Origin of the sequence: Mycobacterium sp. E3298, from assembly GCF_001666895.1 — a bacterium.
Classification (GTDB): Bacteria; Actinomycetota; Actinomycetes; order Mycobacteriales; family Mycobacteriaceae; genus Mycobacterium.
In genome coordinates, this window is the sequence record NZ_LZJB01000592.1 from 20,222 (window position 1) to 40,019 (window position 19,798).

General features: G+C 67.3%; 22 protein-coding genes and 1 pseudogene. 12 read left to right on the top strand and 11 right to left on the bottom strand.

What is annotated here, in order from left to right; translation table 11 throughout:
- Positions 1-5 precede the first annotated feature (5 nt).
- Both A9X05_RS27080 and A9X05_RS27085 read right to left on the bottom strand, forming a co-directional pair.
- Positions 6-776 carry a class I SAM-dependent methyltransferase gene (locus A9X05_RS27080; RefSeq protein ID WP_067785253.1) on the bottom strand — a complete coding sequence of 257 codons (771 nt, stop codon included), beginning with the start codon at positions 774-776 and terminating at the stop codon, positions 6-8.
- 52 nt (positions 777-828) lie between these two features.
- Positions 829-1,512: a GAP family protein gene (locus A9X05_RS27085; protein ID WP_067750702.1), complete on the bottom strand. Its 684-nt coding sequence runs from the start codon at positions 1,510-1,512 to the stop codon at positions 829-831.
- A gap of 243 nt (positions 1,513-1,755) precedes the next feature.
- Between A9X05_RS27085 and A9X05_RS27090 the strand changes: the two genes are divergently transcribed.
- Both A9X05_RS27090 and A9X05_RS27095 read left to right on the top strand, forming a co-directional pair.
- Positions 1,756-3,189: an FAD-binding oxidoreductase gene (locus A9X05_RS27090; RefSeq protein WP_067785256.1), complete on the top strand. Its 1,434-nt coding sequence runs from the start codon at positions 1,756-1,758 to the stop codon at positions 3,187-3,189.
- A 41-nt stretch (positions 3,190-3,230) separates the two neighbouring features.
- A complete protein-coding gene (locus tag A9X05_RS27095; protein WP_067785259.1) occupies positions 3,231-4,292 on the top strand; it encodes a hypothetical protein in 1,062 nt (353 codons plus the stop codon).
- A 30-nt stretch (positions 4,293-4,322) separates the two neighbouring features.
- Here the strand turns inward: A9X05_RS27095 and A9X05_RS27100 are convergent, their stop codons facing one another.
- A complete protein-coding gene (locus A9X05_RS27100; protein WP_067750713.1) occupies positions 4,323-4,955 on the bottom strand; it encodes a heme oxygenase (biliverdin-producing) in 633 nt (210 codons plus the stop codon).
- A 245-nt stretch (positions 4,956-5,200) separates the two neighbouring features.
- Between A9X05_RS27100 and A9X05_RS27105 the strand changes: the two genes are divergently transcribed.
- Positions 5,201-7,486 (top strand): SpoIIE family protein phosphatase, encoded by a 2,286-nt coding sequence (locus A9X05_RS27105; RefSeq protein WP_231978480.1) that lies wholly within the window; start codon positions 5,201-5,203, stop codon positions 7,484-7,486.
- Entirely contained in the window at positions 7,483-7,743 is a 261-nt protein-coding gene (locus tag A9X05_RS31430; protein ID WP_231972791.1) for a limonene-1,2-epoxide hydrolase family protein, read from the top strand. Before A9X05_RS27105 ends, A9X05_RS31430 begins: the two co-directional genes overlap by 4 nt.
- Before the next feature lie 25 nt (positions 7,744-7,768).
- Here the strand turns inward: A9X05_RS31430 and A9X05_RS27115 are convergent, their stop codons facing one another.
- A complete protein-coding gene (locus tag A9X05_RS27115; RefSeq protein ID WP_156737028.1) occupies positions 7,769-8,329 on the bottom strand; it encodes an FKBP-type peptidyl-prolyl cis-trans isomerase in 561 nt (186 codons plus the stop codon).
- Positions 8,330-8,527: 198 nt separating this feature from the next.
- Between A9X05_RS27115 and A9X05_RS27120 the strand changes: the two genes are divergently transcribed.
- Together A9X05_RS27120 and A9X05_RS27125 are read left to right on the top strand one after the other, a co-directional pair.
- Complete coding sequence (locus tag A9X05_RS27120) at positions 8,528-8,842, top strand: DUF732 domain-containing protein (RefSeq protein WP_082950318.1); 315 nt, start codon at positions 8,528-8,530, stop codon at positions 8,840-8,842.
- 275 nt (positions 8,843-9,117) lie between these two features.
- The gene (locus A9X05_RS27125; protein ID WP_067785266.1) at positions 9,118-11,409 is read left to right on the top strand and encodes a bifunctional diguanylate cyclase/phosphodiesterase; all 2,292 of its coding nucleotides are present in this window, start codon (positions 9,118-9,120) and stop codon (positions 11,407-11,409) included.
- A gap of 20 nt (positions 11,410-11,429) precedes the next feature.
- Here A9X05_RS27125 and A9X05_RS27130 read toward each other — a convergent pair whose 3' ends face one another.
- The 4 genes from A9X05_RS27130 to A9X05_RS27145 form a co-directional block, all read right to left on the bottom strand.
- Positions 11,430-11,900: an SRPBCC family protein gene (locus A9X05_RS27130; RefSeq protein WP_067785278.1), complete on the bottom strand. Its 471-nt coding sequence runs from the start codon at positions 11,898-11,900 to the stop codon at positions 11,430-11,432.
- Entirely contained in the window at positions 11,890-12,600 is a 711-nt protein-coding gene (locus A9X05_RS27135) for a DUF899 family protein (protein WP_067785282.1), read from the bottom strand. Before A9X05_RS27135 ends, A9X05_RS27130 begins: the two co-directional genes overlap by 11 nt.
- 140 nt (positions 12,601-12,740) lie before the next feature.
- Positions 12,741-13,544, bottom strand: coding sequence for a HugZ family protein (locus A9X05_RS27140; protein ID WP_067750739.1), 804 nt, complete (start codon positions 13,542-13,544; stop codon positions 12,741-12,743).
- A 33-nt stretch (positions 13,545-13,577) separates the two neighbouring features.
- Complete coding sequence (locus A9X05_RS27145; RefSeq protein ID WP_156669983.1) at positions 13,578-14,396, bottom strand: NlpC/P60 family protein; 819 nt, start codon at positions 14,394-14,396, stop codon at positions 13,578-13,580.
- 160 nt (positions 14,397-14,556) lie between these two features.
- Between A9X05_RS27145 and A9X05_RS27150 the strand changes: the two genes are divergently transcribed.
- The 3 genes from A9X05_RS27150 (at position 14,557) to A9X05_RS27160 (ending at position 16,051) form a co-directional block, all read left to right on the top strand.
- The gene (locus A9X05_RS27150) at positions 14,557-14,877 is read left to right on the top strand and encodes a hypothetical protein (protein ID WP_067750745.1); all 321 of its coding nucleotides are present in this window, start codon (positions 14,557-14,559) and stop codon (positions 14,875-14,877) included.
- A 45-nt stretch (positions 14,878-14,922) separates the two neighbouring features.
- Positions 14,923-15,153 carry a DUF167 domain-containing protein gene (locus A9X05_RS27155; protein WP_067750748.1) on the top strand — a complete coding sequence of 77 codons (231 nt, stop codon included), beginning with the start codon at positions 14,923-14,925 and terminating at the stop codon, positions 15,151-15,153.
- A gap of 82 nt (positions 15,154-15,235) precedes the next feature.
- Positions 15,236-16,051: a PPOX class F420-dependent oxidoreductase gene (locus A9X05_RS27160; RefSeq protein WP_067785285.1), complete on the top strand. Its 816-nt coding sequence runs from the start codon at positions 15,236-15,238 to the stop codon at positions 16,049-16,051.
- A gap of 90 nt (positions 16,052-16,141) precedes the next feature.
- Here A9X05_RS27160 and A9X05_RS27165 read toward each other — a convergent pair.
- The 3 genes and pseudogenes from A9X05_RS27165 to A9X05_RS27175 form a co-directional block, all read right to left on the bottom strand.
- Positions 16,142-17,013, bottom strand: a pseudogene (locus A9X05_RS27165) (oxidoreductase).
- Between the two features lie 28 nt (positions 17,014-17,041).
- Entirely contained in the window at positions 17,042-17,818 is a 777-nt protein-coding gene (locus tag A9X05_RS27170) for an SDR family oxidoreductase (RefSeq protein WP_067785288.1), read from the bottom strand.
- A 249-nt stretch (positions 17,819-18,067) separates the two neighbouring features.
- Positions 18,068-18,658, bottom strand: a complete 591-nt coding sequence (locus tag A9X05_RS27175) for a TetR/AcrR family transcriptional regulator (protein ID WP_067785291.1) — start codon at positions 18,656-18,658, stop codon at positions 18,068-18,070.
- A gap of 98 nt (positions 18,659-18,756) precedes the next feature.
- Here A9X05_RS27175 and A9X05_RS27180 point away from each other — a divergent pair, with 98 nt between their 5' ends.
- From A9X05_RS27180 to A9X05_RS27190, 3 genes are all read left to right on the top strand, one after another.
- Positions 18,757-19,074: an NIPSNAP family protein gene (locus A9X05_RS27180; protein WP_067785294.1), complete on the top strand. Its 318-nt coding sequence runs from the start codon at positions 18,757-18,759 to the stop codon at positions 19,072-19,074.
- A gap of 14 nt (positions 19,075-19,088) precedes the next feature.
- A complete protein-coding gene (locus A9X05_RS27185) occupies positions 19,089-19,472 on the top strand; it encodes a DUF4267 domain-containing protein (protein WP_067785297.1) in 384 nt (127 codons plus the stop codon).
- The coding region (locus tag A9X05_RS27190) for an FAD-binding oxidoreductase (RefSeq protein WP_156737031.1) at positions 19,469-19,798 on the top strand (330 nt) is incomplete at its 3' end. The genes A9X05_RS27185 and A9X05_RS27190, both read left to right, overlap by 4 nt.

Below are 19,798 nucleotides of genomic sequence, written 5' to 3' on the forward strand. Positions count from 1 at the left end.
GGCGCCTATCGGCAGCCGCGGGGGATTCGGTCCGCGCGCCAGCAGCGGGACTTCATCGGGACCTCGATCGCTTCGGCGCCGGAGAAGCGCGCGGTCAAGGCGGCGCGGGCATTGGCCAGTCGCGCCGCACGCTCGTCGGCAGACGCGATGATCACCCTGCTGTACGTGCCGACCATCGCGACGACATCGTCGATCGTCATGGTCCGCGCGAAGGTGAACGTCTCGCGGGAAACGTTGTGAAAGATCTGCGGATCGGGGAGCACGACGTTCTCGTGTCGCCGGCGGAAGCGGTCGGGGGATTCCGACTCGGGTGTGTCCTCGCCCGGAAGCAGGTCCAGGTCGCGGACCCAATCGACCTCACGATCTCGGCTGGTCCAAATCAGGCCGAATCGTCCGTGGTCACGCAACACCCGGCCGATCTCTGGAACGGCGCGCCGAGGATCCATCCAGTGCCATGCCGACGAGACGAACACCGCATCGACGGCCGCATCGGGGAGCGGGATCGATTCACCGGTGCCTTCGACGGCACGCACCTCGGGCGAGCGCCCGGTGAGCACCGCGCGCATGCGCGCGTCGGGCTCCACTGCGATGACCTCCGCCGCCCTGCTCAGCAACGCCCGGGTGAACAGACCGGTACCCGCACCCAGGTCGACTGCCACATCGCAGCGGGGCGGCACCAGCCAGTGCACCGCTTCTTCCGGAGGTCGGGGACGAAAGCCGTCGTAGTCCTCGGCGATCGAGCCGAAGGACATCGCGCGTTCCTGGCGATCGGTCATATCCGCCAAGGTAAGCCCGCTCGCTGGGCAGCAGATGAGAAAGAGTTGTGTCTCACCACAGCGCGCTGTGATTGACGAGCGCGTCGGCCACCAACCCGATTCCGAAGACCAGGAACAACAGCCGCACCGACATCGGGCCGTAACGGGTCAGTACGCGCACCAGCCGACGCTGAATACGCTTGGCCCGCATGGTTTTTCTCATCGACAGCGCAAGGATCAGCGACGGCGGCGAGAGCGCGATCGCCCAGTAGACGATGATGGCCAATGGCCAGAGCGGCGGTCGCGGGTGCAAAGCCGCGAGCATGGCCAAGCCGGTGAGATACGGAATGGCGGTTGGCGCTTGTCCACTACCGACCGCCAGCCCGAGGAATCCGAGCAGCCAGGGACGCTCCCGCATCGCCGCCAGCGCCCAACCCGGCGCCGACGATTGTGCGGTCAGCGGGAAATATGCCAGGCCGGTGAGCAGCAGGCCGAGCGCCAGTTCGCCGCCGAACCGGATGGCCGGTGTCAGGTGGAAGCCGACGACATGGGTCAAGAAGCTGAGACCCAGAACCGTGCACAGCCCGAACGTGGTGGTCACGACGAACACGCCCGCGATGAAGCTCAGGGCGCCCGGAACCGGCGACCGGCGGCGCAACCGGCTGTCGAAGACGACCGCCGAGACCACGCCCACGTTGAGGACGTTCAACGAGTCGAGAAGCGCCAGACCGGCAAGCGCCACCACGAGAGCACCCACGCGCTTGGACCCCGCCTACCGGGTGCGCTTGCCGGGCGCGGACATCGAGGCGGCGGTCATGCTGCAAGAGAATACGAGTCGCTGGGCGGCGTGTCCGTCCGAGGCGGTCCGGGGCGCTCGCGTTTGTGCATCACCGGGGCGGCTCGTATCGATCTCGATCCGGTCACACGGCACGGGGCACCGCGGCTTTGGTCGGCGCGCGTTTGACAATGCGGGGCATGAGGCCGACGTGGGTGCCCGGCAATGGCGCGTGAAATATCCCGCCAGACGTTCCTGCGGGGAGCCGCCGGAGCCTTGGCCGCCGGCGCGGTTTTCGGCTCTGCCCGGGCCACCGCCGCGCCGAATCCCACCGGCTGGGAGGGCCTGTCGACCGCTATCGGCGGGCAGGTGCTACTACCGGACAACGGCGCGTTCGGTTCGGCGAAGCAGGTGTTCAACACCAACTACAACGGCTCGACGCCCGCCGCGATCGTCACCCCTACGTCCGCGGCTGACGTGCAGAAGGCCATGGCGTTCGCCGCGGCCCACAACCTGAAGGTCGCCCCGCGCAGCGGCGGGCATTCGTACATCGGGGCGTCCACGGCGAACGGCGTCATGGTGCTCGACCTGCGTCAGCTGCCCGGGGGCGTCAACTACGACGCCGCCACCGGGCAGGTGACGGTGACGCCCGCGACGAGCCTGTACGCGATGCACCAGACGCTGGCCGGCGCCGGCCGGGGCATCCCGACGGGCACGTGCCCGTCGGTCGGCGCGTCCGGGCACGCCCTGGGTGGGGGATTGGGCGCCAACTCCCGGCACGCGGGGCTGCTTTGCGACCAGCTGGTGTCGGCGTCGGTGGTGCTGCCCGGCGGCCAGGCGGTGACCGCGTCCAACGCCAGCAACCCCGACCTGTTCTGGGCGTTGCGCGGTGGCGGCGGCGGCAACTTCGGCGTCACGACGGCGCTGACGTTCGCGACGTTTCCGACCACCGATCTCGACGTGGTGAATCTCAACTTCCCGGCGGAGGCGCTCGCGCAGGTATTGGTTGGCTGGCAGAACTGGCTTCGCACCGCCGACCGGAACAGCTGGGCGCTGGCGGATGCCACCGTCGACCCGATGGGAACGCATTGCCGCATCATGGCGACGTGCCCGGCCGGTTCGGGCGCCGCCGTTGGCGCGAACATCACCAAAGCCGTTGGCGTCCAACCGACGGGGACCGAGAATCACACGTTCAACTACCTGGACCTGGTGAGGTACCTGGCCGTCGGGAACCTCAACCCGGCACCACTGGGATACGTCGGTGGATCCGACGTGCTGCCCGTCGTCGATGCGGCCACCGCCCAGGGCATCGCCCAGGCGGTCAACGCCTTTCCCCGAGGGGCAGGCCGAATGTTGGCGATCATGCATGCGCTGGACGGCGCCATCGCCGATGTGGCACCGGGCGCGACGGCCTTCCCGTGGCGCCGGCAGTACGCGCTGGTGCAGTGGTACGTCGAGACCGGCGACGCGACGGCGGCGACGAATTGGCTCAACACCGCGCACCAGGCCGTGCAACCGCACTCGGTCGGGGGATACGTCAACTACATCGAGGCGAACCAACCAGCCTCCCGCTATTTCAGCTCGAACCTGTCCCGGCTGGCCGCCGTGCGCCAAAAGTACGATCCCGGCCGAATCATGTTCTCGGGGCTCAACTTCTAGTGAATGGCGTACACGTCTGACGCCGGGACATAATCCCGAGCATGACCGACACGGTAAATGTGACGCTGGATCGCGACAGCGTGGCGATGGGCGACGACGTCGAGTCCCATCGGGTCTTCTGGGTCATGCCCGAGTCGGCCACCGTCGACGACCTGCTGGTTGAGATCACCCACTATGTACCGGGAATCGCCGGCCCGGCCGGGTGGATCGTCGAGGTCAACACCGAGGACCAGGGGCGTCGACGCGAGCTCGGCGCGATCTACACCCGCGATGACCTCAAACAAGAACCCAACATCTGCAGATTCGCGTCAGGCAAGACGACGTTGGGCGAGCTGGCCCGCTGGGCGCGAATCCCGGACCTCGACGTCTACGTCCGCTACCTGACCTGGGATATGGCGCGCCCCCTGGCACTCAGCGAACTGACGGCCGGCCCCACCTACACCGGCGCCCAGCCGACGAAGCTGCAGTCCGAAGCCGCGGCACAGGCCAATACCGATTGGACCCTGGTGCATGAGCTGAATCGACGCGCCGCCGCGATCGCTACCGCGCGCCGGGACTGGATTCGCACGAATATCCTCCCGCGGCACACACCGCCGCCCGGGACCGAGGCGTTCATCGCCCGGAACTTCCACTACCTGGCCGATCGGCACTGCCCCGCCAGCATGGATGTGGCCGCGCAACTGTTGACGACCGACGAAGCGCGATACGAGAACCTCGAGCTATCAACCGATTTCGACACCCGCCCGGCGGTGGTGACCCTGGCGATGGTTCTTTACGCGTTCGAGTGGAACGCCGTCCGCGGCAACTGGCGAGCCGGGGAACGCCCATACCTCAAGCCGTATTTCGAGTACCTCGAAGGCCGCGGATACCGGCTCGAACCCATCGAGCAGGTCATGGCGGGCCGCATCACCGCCGAGCAATTGAAGTTCTCGGCGAGCGACACCGCCAGGCTGGAGCGCATTCGCCGGCTGAGGGATCTCCAATACCAGCTGCGCATGAACCGCTACTACAACAACACGCTCACTGACGACCAGTACCGCGCGGCTATCGGTTCGGTCCACGCCGAATTGACCGAGCTGGGTGAGCTGCCCGGCCCCATCTAGGCGCCTCGCGCGATCGCGGCAGCGCCGGCGCTAGTCGCCGGCGAGTTCGTCGAGCAGTGCGTGATTCAACCCGAAGGCCACTCTGACCTCGTCGACGATGCGATCGACGTCGCGCGCGCTCGGGCGGAGCGCGTCAAGGCGGGCACGATAGGAGTCTTTGTACGGCTTGGGCCGCATGGGGAATTCGTAGAACGCGACCCCGACGCCGCGAAGATCAAATGCGCGATCGAGGGCGTGGAGGATGATCCGGCCTCCGGAGAGGTCTCCGAGGTAGCGCGTGTAGTGGTGGGCCAGAAGCGAGCCACCCCACGCCAGCGCGGCGATCCGCTCGCTGTATGCGGTCGCCGCGGGGGAGTCGACATCCCGCGTGCCGTCGGTGCGCCAGTGCCGCAGATCGGCGTCGATGGCCGCGACGCGCTCCAATGCCGGGTCGTACACGGCGGCGACCATGGGGTCCTTGCGACAGGCCCGCATGGCATCCTCGAGGGCGGCGTACACCACGCGTAGCCGAAGCAGATATTCGGAATAGCCGCGCGCGGTCACCCGGCCGGCCAGCAGTTCGGAAATGAAAGCGCTCTGCTCGGCGGCGACGTGTTCGGCCGCCGACCCCTCCTTCATCGCGATCGACAATCGGCCGCGTGTTGGACTGTCAATCGGGCGCATGTCCTGCTCAGATTACCTTGGCGATTGCGGGCATGAAGGTGACGGAGGCAACCGCAACGCCTAGGCTCGAGTAATTGACACGGATGAAACGGGTGAGCCTCAAGCAACGGGGTGGCCCCACCGGCGTCGTCGTCGAATCTCGACTCGGCGCGTAGGGAGGGGAAATAAATTGGGTGCTCTAGGTATCGGGCTTTGACATCGGGCCCCGGGCGGCCACCCATCAGCGAACCGACAGAGCTGATTGCGTGAACAGCGGCGATTCCCGTGTCCTTCGGGGGACGGTGGAGAGCCCGCCGAGCGACGACCTCCTTCCGGTCGGCACGCCGATTGACCTCGATAACTGCGCGCGCGAGCCGATCCATGTCCCGGGAAGCATCCAGCCGCGCGGTGTTCTCGCGGTGGTGCGCGAGTCCGATTTCGAGGTGCGGCAGGTCAGCGCCAACGTCGGCGACCTGCTCGGTCAACCAGTGGATGCCGTCCTGGGGCGGCACCTGTCGGCACTGATCGGTCCCGAGCAGGCCGCTCGCATCGAGCAGACGGCCAGGACCTACGGCGACTTGCGACATCGCAACCCGATCGAGTGCTCGATCGACGTCGGCGGCGAGCCGCGCGCGTTCGACGCCATCGTGCACCACGACTTCGGCGGTGTGCTCCTGGTGGAGCTCGAGATCGCCTACGGCGAGCGGCCGGTGTCGTTTCCGAACACCTACCAGGCGGTGCGGGGTGCGGTGGAGGAGTTGAACCGGGCCGAGACGCTGCCCGAGCTCTACGACACCGCCGCGCGGGCGGTTCGCGACCTGACCGCGTTCGACCGGGTGATGGTGTACCGCTACGACGAGGAGTACAACGGCGAGGTCGTCGCCGAATCCAAGCGGGAGGACCTGAACTCCTTCCTCGGTTTGCACTACCCGTCCACCGACATCCCGGCGCAGGCGCGTGCGCTGTACGAGAAGAATTGGATTCGCCTGATCTCCGACGTCGACTACACGCCGGCGCCGCTGGTGCCGTCCGTCGACCCGGCGAGCGGCATGCCGCTGGACCTCACGTACGCGACGCTGCGCAGCGTCTCGCCCATGCACATCGAATACCTGCAGAACATGGGCGTGCACGCCTCGATGTCGATCTCGTTGCTACGGCAGGGGAGATTGTGGGGCCTCATCGCCTGCCACCACTACGCCGGCGCCCACCTGCCGCCGTTCGGCACCCGAGCGGCGGCGGAGTTCCTCGGCTCCACCCTGTCGCTGCGGCTCGTGGATCGGTTCGAAGACGAGCAGCTGCACAGGCGGCTGGCCGCACAGGCGGTGCTGGGCAAGCTGACCGCCGCCACGCTCAACGACGCCGAGTCCCTGACGGGGGCGCTGCTCGGGGCGCCCGACCTGCTCGATCTCGTGCCCGCCGACGGTGTCGTCGTGGACATTCAGGGCGATCGCCGGGCCCTCGGCTCGGTTCCGCCGCCGGAGGTGGTCGCCGCCGTCATGGGCTGGGCCCGCGGCGCGGACGACGAGGTCGCCGTGACCGATTGCTTGTCGCGCGAGTTGCCCGGGCTCGGCCTCGATCCTCAACTGGCCGCCGGCGCGCTCGCGATCAACCTGCCCGATGGCCAGCACGCCGTCTGGTTTCGGCGCGAGGTGCTGCGCTCGGTGGACTGGGGCGGCGACCCGCACAACAAGGCGATAGCGGTCAGCGAGGGCGCGGCGGTCAGGCTGAGCCCGCGCAAGTCGTTCGAGCGGTGGCGCGAGGTGGTTCGCCGGCGTTGCGAGCCGTGGACGCCGAACGATGCCGAATCCGCCGGAGCATTGCGCCGCCATCTGGTGGAGTCGCTGTATCGCCGCACGCGGGGCGCGCTGCGGGTGGCCGAGACGCTGCAACGCAGCCTGCTGCCCGAGGCGATCCCGACGCTCGAGAGCTGGCACCTGTCCGCCCACTACGAGCCGGCCGCGGGCGACAACGTCGGCGGCGACTGGTACGACGCGTTCGAGCTGCGCGACGGCAGGCTGATCGTGCTGATCGGCGACGTCGCCGGACACGGCATCGCGGCCGCCGGGATCATGGCGGCGCTGCGCAACGCCCTGCGCGCCCAGCTGTTCGCCGGGGCGCAACCGGCCGAGGCCCTCGGACAGCTCAATGACTTCTGCTTGCACATGCTGCCCGGCGCATTCGCCACCGTCGTCGCCGCCCGGGTCGACCTGTCCTCGGGACATGTGGAGGCCGCGTCGGCCGGCCACTTGATGCCGTTCCTGACCAACAGGGTGCCGGCGGCCGTCGCCGCGCCCATACGGCTGTCACCACCGATCGGTATCAAGGGCGTGACCTACGCGCCGAGCACGTTCACCATCGAGCCCGGGCACGGGCTGGTCTTGTACTCCGACGGACTGGTGGAGCGTCGCGGGGAGGCGATCGACGATGGCCTCGACCGGTTGGCCGCGACCCTGAGCCGCGCCGGCGAGCCACCCGCGTCCCGGATCTGGACGGAGATGGCGTCGGGCCACATCGAAGACGACGTCACCATCGTCGCCCTGCGTCGTCCCTGAGCTTTCTCGCGAAGCCGAACGCAGACGAGCGTCTACGTCTACAGTTCGGCAAACACCGACGCGCAAGGAACGAAGTCGTCGTCGAGCGCGTCGATGTGAACGCCATGAACGGCGTCGCCGTCACGTTCTACGTCACGGCGTTCTTCGGAGTCCGCGACGGCGCGATCACGTACTGGCGGGAGTATTGGGACACGACGCACGTCGCTCAGCAGCTCGGCATCGATCCCGCGCTCATGTTCGCACCGCTGAACAGTTGAGCGCCAAGGGGTTTGGTGCGCGAAGCTAGCCCGAGGCGCTCAGGATCTTGATCGCGAAGACGAGCGAGTCACCCGGGCGGATGCCGGCGCTGGGCTGACCGTTGGGGTAGCCATCGGCCGAGGTCATCGCGACGGCGACCGTGGATCCCACCTTTTGTCCCGCGATGGCCTTCTGGAAGCCGGGTACGACGCCGTTGAGCGGGAAATCGATGGCGGCGCCGCGTTGGTAGGAGCTGTCGAATACCGACCCGTCACGCCCATTGACCCCCATGTAGCAGACCGACACCGTGGCCGTGGGTGAGACCACCGGTCCGTCTCCGGCGTGCAGGGTGTGCACCTGGGTCTGGGTCACGCTGAACGGGGGCGTCACGTCCACGCGCGGAGCTGTCGTGTCGGTGGATCCGGTGACCGCGACGCTGCCGGTGGTCCCGGTCAGTGTCCAGTCGGGCGTTCCACCGCTCTGCGGTGGCGCCGTCGGGCATGAACCGGCTGCCAGCGCGGTGTCCGGCGCGGCTATCGCAAAGACGGTCGCCGCGACGCAGGCCGCGACACAGGAATACACCACGGAAGACTTCACGGCCGTCACGCTACCGACCGCCCCTTGCATCGCGCGCAGGCGGCCCACGGGTCGTCAAACGCGCTGTCATTTCAGCGAGCCAGCTTCCGGAGCTTTCGATATTCTTCATCCGTGCTGCTTTGAGCCCCGCAGGTATGGCGGCCCGGCAGAAAGGGAGCGAATCGAATGCCCTCACCTCGCTGGTTGGCCGCACTGAGCATTCCGTTGATGGCCGGCGCTGCCCTCGTCGGCAGCGCCGCCACCGCAACTGCCAATACCCCCCAGGACGACGCCTACCTCGCACAGCTGCACGCCGTCGGCCTGACCTGGCCACCGCAGACGGAGGAGGCGCTCATCGGGGAGGCGCACCTGATCTGTTACGACCTCACCTGGGGCTGGACGCCCCAACAGATCGCCGACGACGTGCACGCCCACCTGAACGCGCGGGGCGTCACGCTGTTAGACGTCGGAACCATGGTCGATGCCGCACATTCGATCTATTGCCCCGGCAATGTGTGCGACGCCCCGTCCCTTTGCACCTGACAACGCTCCCGGGGCACCGCCCGACGCATCCGCGGCCCTAGAAGGTTCTCGTCGAACTCAGATCCGGGCGGGCCTCATCGCCCAGCGCTGCGCAGGCCGCGCACTGTCGCGCGGCGCGAAGCGCGTGGAGGCGGCGCTTCGGCTAGCCGAAGCGACTCGACCCGGGTGAGGTGTTCAGCTCCGTAATGGCCGAGAAACAGGTAAGCAAATCCGCAGAAGTACTTTCGCGGTGTGTCTTATCCTGCTTGCGAACCTCGCCCGACAGAGTAAGGGGAATGTTGTCACTGACGCGGAGCCGACTGGTGCTGGTCGTGTTGGCAACCGTCGGGCTCGTCGTGTTCGCGGCGACGTTGTTGACCTCGAGCGCCCCGGGCCGGGCGGTACTCGCCCCGGCGGGCTCGGTCGTTGCGGGCATACTCGCCATTGCGTGTGCGGTCATAGCCGCCCACGGTTCTCGAGGCCGCCAGCGCCTGGCCTGGGCCGCCATGTCTACCGGATTGGTCGGTTGGACTGCGGGCGAAGCGGTGTGGTGCTACGTCGCCTTGGGAGGCGCTCTTCCGGTCGCGGACCTCTCTCCGGCCAACCTGGGCTACCTGATTTTGCCGCTGTGCGCGTTGGGCGCCGCGATCACGATTCCCAGCCGGGACGACTCCCGATTCGGGATCGGCCTCCTCCTCGACGGCATCCTCATCACCGCGTCGCTGCTGGTGGTGCTCGTCATTCTGCCGCTGGGGCGGACGGCTCGACTCGCAGTGACGTTCAGCGTCCCGCAAGTGGTGTTGGCCGCCGCCGCCGGCGTGTATTTAGGGCTTGTCGCCACTGCCTTCATCGTGGTGCGCAAGGCCGAGCCGGGCCGCAAGCTTTCCCCGACGCTGATGATGCTGGGATGGGGAATCATCGCCGCCGCCGGGGTGGTCCACGCCTATCAGGATCATGCGGACCGGGCACCGAACGATCTCGTCGTTCTCGGTTGGGCCGTCGGCATGTACTTTTTCTCGCTGTCCGGTCTTACTTCTCGGCCGGGACCGGAGCCCGACTTCGGGTTTTCGCAACCGTCGTCGCGAGCGGCGCTCTGGCTGCCGTACCTGGCCGTGCTGCTGGCCATTGCCGTTGCCGCCGTGCACTTTTGGCCGGCGTACCGGGGTGAGGCGTTCATCTTCTCGGTCTGCGTGGTGCTGTTCGTCACCACCGTGGCCCGCCACATCTTGCTCCTGGACCGAAAGCAACGCCTCCTCGCCGCGGTATCCGACGCCGCTTTGCGGGACCCGCTGACCGGGTTGGCAAATCACCGCCTGTTCAACGATCGCCTGGCGCATGCGCTTCGCCTCCACGTTCAGCACGACGTGCCCGTCAGCGTGATGACGGTGGGCGTCGACGATTTCAAGCTGGTGAATGACACGCTGGGTTATGACGTGGGCGACGAACTGCTACGCGACGTCGGCGAGCGGATCCAGGCCAACATCAGCGACAGCCACACCGTTGCGCGGATGGGGGGCGACGAGTTTGCGGTGTTGGTCGAGGACCGTCCCGACGTGGCCGAGCAGGTTGCCAACGGGCTGGCAAGGTCTTTCGAGGAACCCGTCGCCGTCGAGGATCACCGGCTGGACGTACGTTTGAGCATCGGCGTGGCCTCGGCCGGAACACAGGCCCTGACGCCGGGCGATCTTCTCAAACAGGCCGATGCCGCACGGTCGTACGCCCGGCTGCCCAGCTCCACCAACGTGCGAACGTTCAACTCTGAGATGGACGCGCAGCTCGCCGGGTTGCCGCCACATGCCGGTGCCATCGCGCGATTGCAACTGCTCGGCGAACTGAGACGGGCCATTGAGAACGATTCGCTGACCTTGCTCTACCAGCCGAAATTCTCCATGTCGACCGGTTCGGTGACCGGAGTAGAGGCGCTGGTGCGCTGGCAGCACCCGCGGTTCGGCGTGCTGGGCCCCGACGAGTTCTTACCGCTGGTCCGCGAGCACGGGCTGATACATGTGCTTACCGATCTGGTGCTGACGCGGGCCGTCTCCGACGCTGCCGCGTGGTACGCGGCGGGCACAGCGATCCCGGTCGCAATCAACCTGGGGGCGCCGTCTCTAGACAATGATGCGCTGCCGGACCGCATCATGTCCGTGCTCGCGGAGCGAGGGATGCCGCCCAGTTGCCTCACGATCGAGATCACCGAGGATTTGATGGTGGCCGACTTTGCGAGGGCCCGAACGGTGCTCAATCGTCTCCGTGAAAACGGCATCCGGGTGGCGATCGACGACTTCGGCAGCGGCTACGCCACTCTCACCTATCTGCGCGAACTCCCGGCCGACGAGATCAAGCTCGGCCGGGAATTCATAGCGCCGATCGTGCACGACGACCGGGCCGCCACCATTGCACGCTCGGTCATCGAGCTGGCATCCGCGTTCGGCATCGCCACCGTTGCGGAAGGTGTCGAGGACAGCGCCACCGCCCAGCGGCTCAAGGACTACGGATGCGATGCAGTACAAGGAAATTTCTTCTGCAGCCCGCTGCCCGCTTCCGAGATCTCCTGCGTCTCAGCGAATTCCACGCTGGCCGCACAGTAGCCGATCGGCGCCCCGAGTCATCAGCCCACCACCGAGCGCTCCAGCGAGGCCAGCGACTCGGCGAGGTAATCCTCAGCGAAGATCGGAATCTTGCCCACGCGGTCCCGGAAATCCTGCGATGTGCCGCTCCAGTCGTACGTGAGGGTGACGTCCGTTCCATCGCCGTTGGGGACGAGGTCGTAGCGCCAGAACCAGCCGCCGGCCGTATGGTTGCCGGCGTCGTCGAGCACGCCCGGCTTCCAGCCGATCGAGCGCTCCGCATCGAAGACATCGACCAGGTTGTGCGTGACGTAGTCGCCGCCGGCCTGTGGGAGGTACATGTTCATCGCGAACATCTGTCCCGCGGTGGTGATGGGGTCGGTGTCCACCGCATCGCGGACCCAATCGGTGGGCTCGGTGTTCTGGTGGCGGGACGGGTCGGCGAGGACGGCGAAGATCTCCGCCGGGGTAGCGGCGATGGTGCGGGTAACGACGTAGCGTTCAGCGTTCATGGTTGTCTGCACCTGTCCGGGGGCCGTAGGCGGCCGCGATGGCGGGCGAGTCGAGCCAACCCGAGTAGGTGGGCCGTGACGGCCAGCCTTCGGGCGAATCGAGCCATTCCTCTTGGCGGCCCCACGGCAGGATGTCGATCAGCCCGAATGTGTGACTCAGTTGCTCGGTGCCTCGCCCGTTGGTATGCCACGTGCGGTAGACGGTCTCGCCGTCGCGGAGGAACACGTTGACCCCGAAGCCACCGCCGGGCGGCGCGTCCACGTCGGCGGCGAACGGGCTCTCTGAGGACGAATACCAGTCCATGCGGTTGCCGACCCTGTGCTTGTAGGCGGGAGCTTCTGCGATCGGGCCGTTCGTCACGATGACGAACCGGGCGTCATAGTTGTCCAGGAACTCCAGGCGGGTGAATTGCGACGTAAAGCCCGTGCACCCGCTGCACTGCCACTCCGCGCCGTCGGACCACATGTGGTGGTAGACGATCAACTGCGAGCGGCCGTCGAACACGTCCGCCAGGCGAATCGGCCCGTCGGCGCCCATCAGGGTGTAGTCGGGCAACTCGACCATCGGCAGACGGCGGCGCTGGGCGGCGATCGCATCCAATTCGCGGGTGGCCGCCTTCTCGCGTTCGCGCAGTTCGTCGAGCGCCGCGCGCCAGGTTTGTCGATCGACCACGGGCGGCAGGGTCGTGTGTACGGACATGGGATCCACCTTTGCTCGAAATTCGTCGGTCCGAAAGGTCTGACCGGTGGAGCGTGCAGAATTCATCGCTGCACGCCGCGGACCTCCACCCACCGGCTCCCTCGGCCGGCCTGCCGACCCCGCGCAACCGAGCCCGGCAGTTATCCGGGTCGCCCCGCACTTCGGGCCAAATCAGCTGTCGCCGAACGTAATTGGTCGGCAGAATGCAGCCGTTCCGGAAACCCGACGCGGGTGTAGGCCACCCCGCGCGGAGTGTGTACGCGCAGGTCCAGCCCGTACCGGTCGATGCCGGTGCACACCGCGGTATCGGCGTCCGGATAGCCGCCGAACGCGCGCGCCATCGCCGTCAGGGCGTCGCTGTGGTCGGCGTTGAGGTGCGCCAGGGCCCTCGGCGCGGCCGGCGCGACCGGATCCGGCGCGGCGGCCGCGTACTCGTCGCCGGTTGCCGAGTCCATCCGGCCGTAGCCACCCACCCAGCGCACCCTGCGCACGCTCAGCACCCACAGGGTGAAGTCGGTGAAGTCGACGTAATGGCGGGCTTCGGGCACCGCGTTCAGGTAGGCGGTCCGCGCCGCGCCTTGGTCGTCGGCCAATGGGGGAGCGACCCTGCCCGCCAGGGTGATGCGGCCGCCCGCCAGCGGGTCAGGTTCGGCGGCGGGCGCGACGATGGACAGGCTCGCCCGCGGGTCGGCGGCCAGGTTGCGACCATGTTCGGCGAGGTTTGACACGCACAGCACCGGAGCCCCGCCCAGCAATCCATAGGCCACCAGCGACGCCCAGGGGTCGCCGTCGGGGGTTAACGAGGCCAGCGCGGCGGCGTTGGTGGCGGCCGCGATGGTGCGGGCCTGCTCCGCCGCCGATGGCCGCGTGGGGTTGGTCGGCGGCCGAAGCGGCGGGGGCGCGGAGGGCGCGCCGTCGGGGTCGCCATGGTCGCGAAGTGCCACGACCGCGAGGCTACTAGCCGGCGCGTGGGCGCCTCAGTCGATCGGCCGCCAGCCGCCGAGGACAGCCTCGCGGTACCAGCCCGATCGGTTGCGAACCTGGACCCCGAGACGGTTTTGGGCGTTGACTCGGCTGTCGATGATGTGGCCGTCGTCGACGTAGATGACGACGTGCGAGGCGCGGCTCGCATCTCCGTTGGGGTGCAGATAGATCAGATCTCCGGGCCGGAACGGACCTTCCTGCGGGACGCGGCGGCCCATCGGACCAGCGGTGCCGTCGGCCTGCTCGTGGACATCGCCGCCGAACTTGATGCCGAGACCGTAGTTGTAGACCCAGGCGGTGAAATTCGAGCAGTCCAGACCGCGGCCGGGATCCCAGGCGGTCAACCCCTGCGGGGCGTCGGGGTCCGGATTCTCTCCGAGCGCGCCGGCATAGGTCGATGTTGGTGGCTGCCAGCCGGGGATGTGATGGTGGCGGTATTGCAGGCCCAGCGGGTTGCCGGGGGAGTAGACGTAGCGCAGGGCGACGGCAAGGACGCGTTCCCGTCTCCAGGTGCTTGCATCACAACGCGCGTCTTGCGGGATATCCGGCGGCGGCAGGGCGACGGACCGCGGGCCCCATCCTCGGTTGAGGTAATGCCCGTCGGCGTCCGTGCGATACCAGTCGCCGGGAGGATCTTGCGTTTGCGGCAACCCGTCGCGGCTCGCGAAATCCGCTGTCAGGGAAGCCTTGTCGCATGCGAACGGGTAGGCGAACTCGTCGTTGTCCGCGTGAGATCGCCCGCCCGCCAGAGAAATAGCGATCACCGCAGCCGCTGTGCAGAGCATGGTCAACAGCGCCCGGGAACACTTCACGGAGTCACGCTACAACAGCGCCACACGACGCATTTTCCATTCCGGCATCGCATTACACCGCATCGCCGACGTGCGCGATCGGCTGCGGGCCCAACGACGGGTATTGACCTTTGTCCCCGGCTTCGTTCGATAATGCACATATCACGAGAGGAGGCCCGCGATGAGGACGGTCATTCGGCATCTTGTGGTCATCGCCATGATGGCATTCGCGTCGATGGCAGCCGTGACGATCGCGACGCCGGCCGTGAGTTCGGCCGACTGCGGCGCCGGCGAATGGTGGGACCCGACGGGCAAGGTTTGTCGACCCCTCGGGGTCGGGCCACAACCGTTGGCATGCGACCCGGGCCAATGGTGGGACCCGACGGCGAATGTGTGCCGGCCCCTCGGGGTCGGGCCACAACCGCTCGCTTGCGACAACGGTTGGTGGTGGGATCCCGGCGCCAACGAATGCCGCCCACCGGTGGTACCGCCGGCCGGCTAACGCGGCCTTCGCGCCTGTGCAACGGCGGCCGGTAGCTTTCGCCGCATGAACGACTCCGTTGTGGTGAGGGTCAAGCCCGGCAGCCGTAAGGGACCCCTCGTCGAGGTGGGTCCCAACGGTGAGCTGACGATCTACGTCCGCGAGCCGGCCGTCGACGGGAAGGCCAACGACGCCGTCACTCGGCTGTTGGCGGCCCATCTCCAATTGCCCAGGAGCCGGGTCGAATTGATCTCCGGAGCGGCGTCACGGCTCAAACGCTTCCGCGTAAATCCTTGAGGCGCGTAGGCGCGCGTCACATATCGCTGTCCTATCCCGTCTAGCGACCAGAGAGTACGACGGATGTCGGGAGGACGACACGATGAATCGCTTGAGTACGCCTGCGCAGGTCTATCTGATCGCGGTGACAGCGGCCGTGGGGGCGGTCACGGCCGGAATCGGGATCTGGTGCCTCGTCGATCCGGCTTCCTTCGCCGATTCCGTTGGTTTCGCTACGCACCGGCACTTCTTGCATGACGTGGGTGCGTTCCAGCTGGGCCTGGGCGTCACGCTGCTACTCGCACTGATCTGGGCGGACGCGCTGGCGACGGCGCTCGCCGGATTTCTGGTGGCGAACACCGTGCACACGGTCAACCACATCGTCGACCTCGACGTCGGTGGTTCCACCACGCAAGCGTGGGTGCTCGGTGGGACGTCGGCCGCCCTGCTCGTGGCGTTTGTGCTGCGGTTGCGCCAGCTCGGCCACGTGCTGGGCTCCGTGAGCACGGCGACCAGTCCGATGCTGGCGCCGTTTGTGCGTCAAAAGACCATCAGCCTCACCACCTTTCGCAAGGACGGCAGGCCCGGCTCCAGCCCGGTCAGCATCGTGGTGGACGGGGACCGCGCCTACTTTCGCAGTTTCGAACGGGCGGTCAAAGTGCGCCGCATTCGCCGTAACCCAAATGTCGAATTCGGCCCGGCGACCGCGTCGGGCAAGCCGACGGGATCCGCGCTGGCCGGCCGCGCGCGTCTGCTGGAGGGGGCCGAATACCAGCATGCGGCGCGTCTGCTCCGGCGGAAATATCCACTCCTGCATGGCGTGCTGGTGCCTTCGGCGCACCGGCTGATGCGGTCCAAGTTCGGCCGAACGATCCATGCGGAGTTGACTCCGATATCCGATTCCGTTGCCGGTCAATAAGTTCGGTTGTCACCGCGAGCACGGTGTCGGCGGGAGGTCCCGAGCGTTGCCCCGGCGTTCCGGGAGACCGTTCGGGGCCCGGCGTGCCGGTCAGGCGGCGATACCGTCCAGTTCGGCGATGTCCTCGGCGGTGAGGCGCAATCCCGCGCCAACGACGTTCTCACGCAAGTGCGCCCTTGAGGAGGTGCCGGGGATGAGCAGGATGTTCGGAGAGCGCTGCAACAACCAGGCCAGCGCTACCGATATCGGCGGGGCCCCAACCGGGCCGCGACCCTGGCAAGCGCCTCGGACTGGAGGGGCGTGAACCCGCCGAGCGGAAAGAAGGGGACATAGGCGATGCCGTCGGCTGCGAGGCGGTCGATCAGGTTGTCGTCGTCACGGTGGGCGAGGTTGTACATGTTCTGCACACTTACGATCGGGGCCATCGCGCGCGCCTCGGCGACTTGGTCATCGGTGACGTTGCTGAGGCCGAGGTGACGGATTACGCCCTGCCGCTGCAGGTCGACCAGCGTCTCGAAAGCTGCGGCGATCGGCTCGGGTCGAACGCCTTGGGCATCGCCCATGCGCAGGTTCACCAGGTCGAGGACGTCGACCCCGAGCGCGTCGATGTTTTCGTGGACCTGCCGGCGCAAATCCTCCGGCCGCCTTGCCGTCGGCCAGCCGCCCTCCGCGTCACGGCGTGCTCCAACTTTCGTCGCGATGAACAACGAGCGCGGGTAGGGATGCAGCGCCTCGCGGATGAGTGTGTTGGTAATCCGCGGTCCATAGGCGTCGCTGGTGTCGACGTGGGTGATGCCGAACTCGACGGCTTCGCGCAGCACAGCGATGGCTTCGTCCCGGTCGGCCGGCGGCCCCATGACCCACGGCCCGGCCAATTGCATTGCGCCGTAGCCGAAGCGGGTGACGGTCGCGTCGCCCAACGTCCAGGTGCCTCCGGGCAACGGGGTTGCGGGTGCATTCATTCGCAATCCTTTCGTGGCGGGTGGCGGCTCAACCGCGGTATCGCGTGGCCAGCTCTGGACTTTGTGCGGCGAAAGCCGCGAGGTCTGCTTGAAAAACGGCATCGAGCAGGTTGGTGTCCTCTACGCCTGGGGCGCAGACGGTCTCGCCGAACTGCAGCCCCCGCAAACTCGCGGTGACGACGTCGTCGGCGCTCATCCGGGGCAGCGCGCTGACGTCCATGTCCTGGCGCTCGTGAAACTCGGTTGCCACCACGCCAGGGCACACCACCTGCACCACGACGCCGGTCCCTTCGAGCTCAGCGGCGAGGGTTTGGGACATCGCGACGAGGTGGGCCAGCGTCCCCGCATAGACGGCGCGGCGGGGCATCTGGGAATGCGGCGCGGGACCGCTGAAGGCGATCATCCCCGCCATGTTGACGATCGCGCCTGTACCGCGCTGCTGCATCCCACTGATTGCGGCGCGGGTGAGCATCGTGGGGGCGAGGACCTTGACGTTCACCAGTTCCCTGGCCTTGCTCGCGGGCAGTTGGGCCAGCGGCATGTAGTGGGCGACCCCGGCGTTGTTCACCAGCAGGGTCAGGGGTTCGGTGGTGCAGATCTCGGCCACCCGGTCGACGTCATCGCTATTGGAAAGATCGGCGACGACGGTTCGGACCTTGACCTCCGGGTGGGCATCGACGAACGCCGCCAAGCGCCGCTCGCGCCTGCCCACGATCACCAGGTCGTACCCGTCAGCGGCCAGGCGTTCGGCATATGCCCTGCCGATGCCCGAGGTGGCCCCCGTGATGAGTGCGAGCTTGGTCATGTCACTGCCTCCTTCCGGGCGGCTGTTGCGCACAACGCCACGCCCTCCGATCGCCGGCTCGCGCCGAGAAACGCTGCGATGCAACGTCATACGGGCGAAGCCTCTTAAAATGCTTCAAGTTCTAAGCAGTTACCCTCGGGCATAACTCGCTTCGACATCGAAGCATGCCCGGTTTTGGCGTGATCCCCACCACAGGCGCCAGAGTCCCGTCGGCTCGTCCTCGAGGACACGCGGCGTCCGCCGCTTGACTCAGCGTGACGGTTTCCCGCCGCCGGTGAATCGCCCGACGAGCAGTTCGAGCCGTTCCGCGTCCTGCCCGGGACGCAGTCGTCCGGTACGGGAGAGAGTGACTAGCCCGTGCAGGGCAGCCCACAACACTTCGGTGAGCGCGTCAGCCTGCTGCTCATCGGCGACCAGGCGTACCGCTTGCCGCAGTTCGGCAAAGCCTGCCGTGAGCTCCGGGGGAGTTTCTTCGTCGGCGAAGCGCAAGGTGGTCGCGCGGGTGAACATGGCGTCGTATACCGCCGGATTGTCGCGGGCGAAGTCAAGGTATGCCTGCGCAACTCGGGTAAGGACATCGCCGGCCGCTCCCGCTCCCGAACGGGCGTCGCGGATCGCGTCGGCGAGCTCGCCAAACCCGTCGACGGCCACGGCGTCGGCGATTTGTTCCATGCCGGCGAAGTGCTTGTACAGCACCGGCTGGCTGTATTCGATTTCGGTCGACAGCCGACGAGTGGTGACGGCATCCCAGCCTTCGGCCTCGGCCAACCTGCGGGCCGTCGTAATGATCAAACTCCGCCTTGCGGCCCGCTCCCGCTCACGCCGATCCTCGATAGCCATACCCGATGATAGCACGACTAGGAAAGCTAGCGCCGCTATTGACACGCCCACGTCCGAGGGTTAGCGTCGCTAGCAGTGCGAGTGGAGGGAGTCAAGACATGTTCCAGCTCAGGATCTACACGCTGCGATCACCAGGCGCGCTGCGGCGGTATGCAACGGTGCACTGGGCACGCCACGTGCCCACCTTCGAGACATTCGGGATCGCCACCCACGGCGTGTGGACCGAGCGAAGCGGTGGCGCCAACCAACTCGTCGCGTTGATCCAATACCCAGCGGGTGCCGACCCCGAGGACCTCACTCGACGCGTCATGGCCAGCCCGGACTTCGCCGCCGACATGGCCGGCTTCGAGGTCGGCGACATCGTCGATGTCGAGACGAAATTGCTTGAAGCAATGCCATTTTCACCAATCCGCTAGAAGGGGAATTCGACATGACCGTTACCATCATCGGCTATTCGCTCGCCGGACTGCTCGCCGCGGGCATCATCTTCATCGGAGCGCGTTTCCTGCTCGCACCGCGCGTCGCCGCCGCCGGCTATGGGGTACTGCCCGATCTCGACCAGCCGGGCGCGGGCGCCTACCTGAGCGTCAAGGGCGTGCGCGACATCGCGACAGGACTGTTCGTCATCATCCTGATGGTCGCGGGCACGCCCCACCTGGTTGGCTGGGTTATGTTGGCCGCCACCATCATTCCATTGGCCGACGCGGCAATCGTGTTGCGCAACGGCGGCTCCAAGTCGATCGCCTGGGGCGTCCACGGCGGCACCGCCGCCGTCATGCTCGTCACCACCGCGCTGCTGCTGGTGTCCAGATGAGAGCCGATCTCTTCTCACCGCCGGGAAGCGCCGGATACCGGGCCGCGACCAACCCGCACAACGCAAGGGTGCTGCAGCGCCCCGCGGCCGTGGCTCACCCGCGCAGCACCGAAGAGGTCGCCCAGGCCGTACAGTGGGCCGCCCAGCGCAATCTCGGGGTCGCGGTCCAGGCCAGTGGACACGGGGCGGGCGCACCGATCGAATCCGATCGGTTGCTGGTGGACACCTCCGGGTTGAACACGGTGCGCATCGATACGCAAGCCCGTGTGGCCCGAGTCGGTGCGGGCGCAACCTGGGCAGCGGTCAACGCAATTGCCGAACGCGAC

Coding starts and splice junctions, on each gene's coding strand:
- A9X05_RS27150 (WP_067750745.1), top strand. CDS start 14,557: ATGAGGACGGTCATTCGGCATCTTGTGGTCATCGCCATGATGGCATTC.
- A9X05_RS27095 (WP_067785259.1), top strand. CDS start 3,231: ATGACCGACACGGTAAATGTGACGCTGGATCGCGACAGCGTGGCGATG.
- A9X05_RS27175 (WP_067785291.1), bottom strand. CDS start 18,658: ATGGCTATCGAGGATCGGCGTGAGCGGGAGCGGGCCGCAAGGCGGAGT.
- A9X05_RS27130 (WP_067785278.1), bottom strand. CDS start 11,900: ATGAACGCTGAACGCTACGTCGTTACCCGCACCATCGCCGCTACCCCG.
- A9X05_RS27170 (WP_067785288.1), bottom strand. CDS start 17,818: ATGACCAAGCTCGCACTCATCACGGGGGCCACCTCGGGCATCGGCAGG.
- A9X05_RS27135 (WP_067785282.1), bottom strand. CDS start 12,600: ATGTCCGTACACACGACCCTGCCGCCCGTGGTCGATCGACAAACCTGG.
- A9X05_RS27080 (WP_067785253.1), bottom strand. CDS start 776: ATGACCGATCGCCAGGAACGCGCGATGTCCTTCGGCTCGATCGCCGAG.
- A9X05_RS27160 (WP_067785285.1), top strand. CDS start 15,236: ATGAATCGCTTGAGTACGCCTGCGCAGGTCTATCTGATCGCGGTGACA.
- A9X05_RS27090 (WP_067785256.1), top strand. CDS start 1,756: ATGGCGCGTGAAATATCCCGCCAGACGTTCCTGCGGGGAGCCGCCGGA.
- A9X05_RS27185 (WP_067785297.1), top strand. CDS start 19,089: ATGACCGTTACCATCATCGGCTATTCGCTCGCCGGACTGCTCGCCGCG.
- A9X05_RS27125 (WP_067785266.1), top strand. CDS start 9,118: ATGTTGTCACTGACGCGGAGCCGACTGGTGCTGGTCGTGTTGGCAACC.
- A9X05_RS27120 (WP_082950318.1), top strand. CDS start 8,528: ATGGCCGGCGCTGCCCTCGTCGGCAGCGCCGCCACCGCAACTGCCAAT.
- A9X05_RS27180 (WP_067785294.1), top strand. CDS start 18,757: ATGTTCCAGCTCAGGATCTACACGCTGCGATCACCAGGCGCGCTGCGG.
- A9X05_RS27100 (WP_067750713.1), bottom strand. CDS start 4,955: ATGCGCCCGATTGACAGTCCAACACGCGGCCGATTGTCGATCGCGATG.
- A9X05_RS27155 (WP_067750748.1), top strand. CDS start 14,923: ATGAACGACTCCGTTGTGGTGAGGGTCAAGCCCGGCAGCCGTAAGGGA.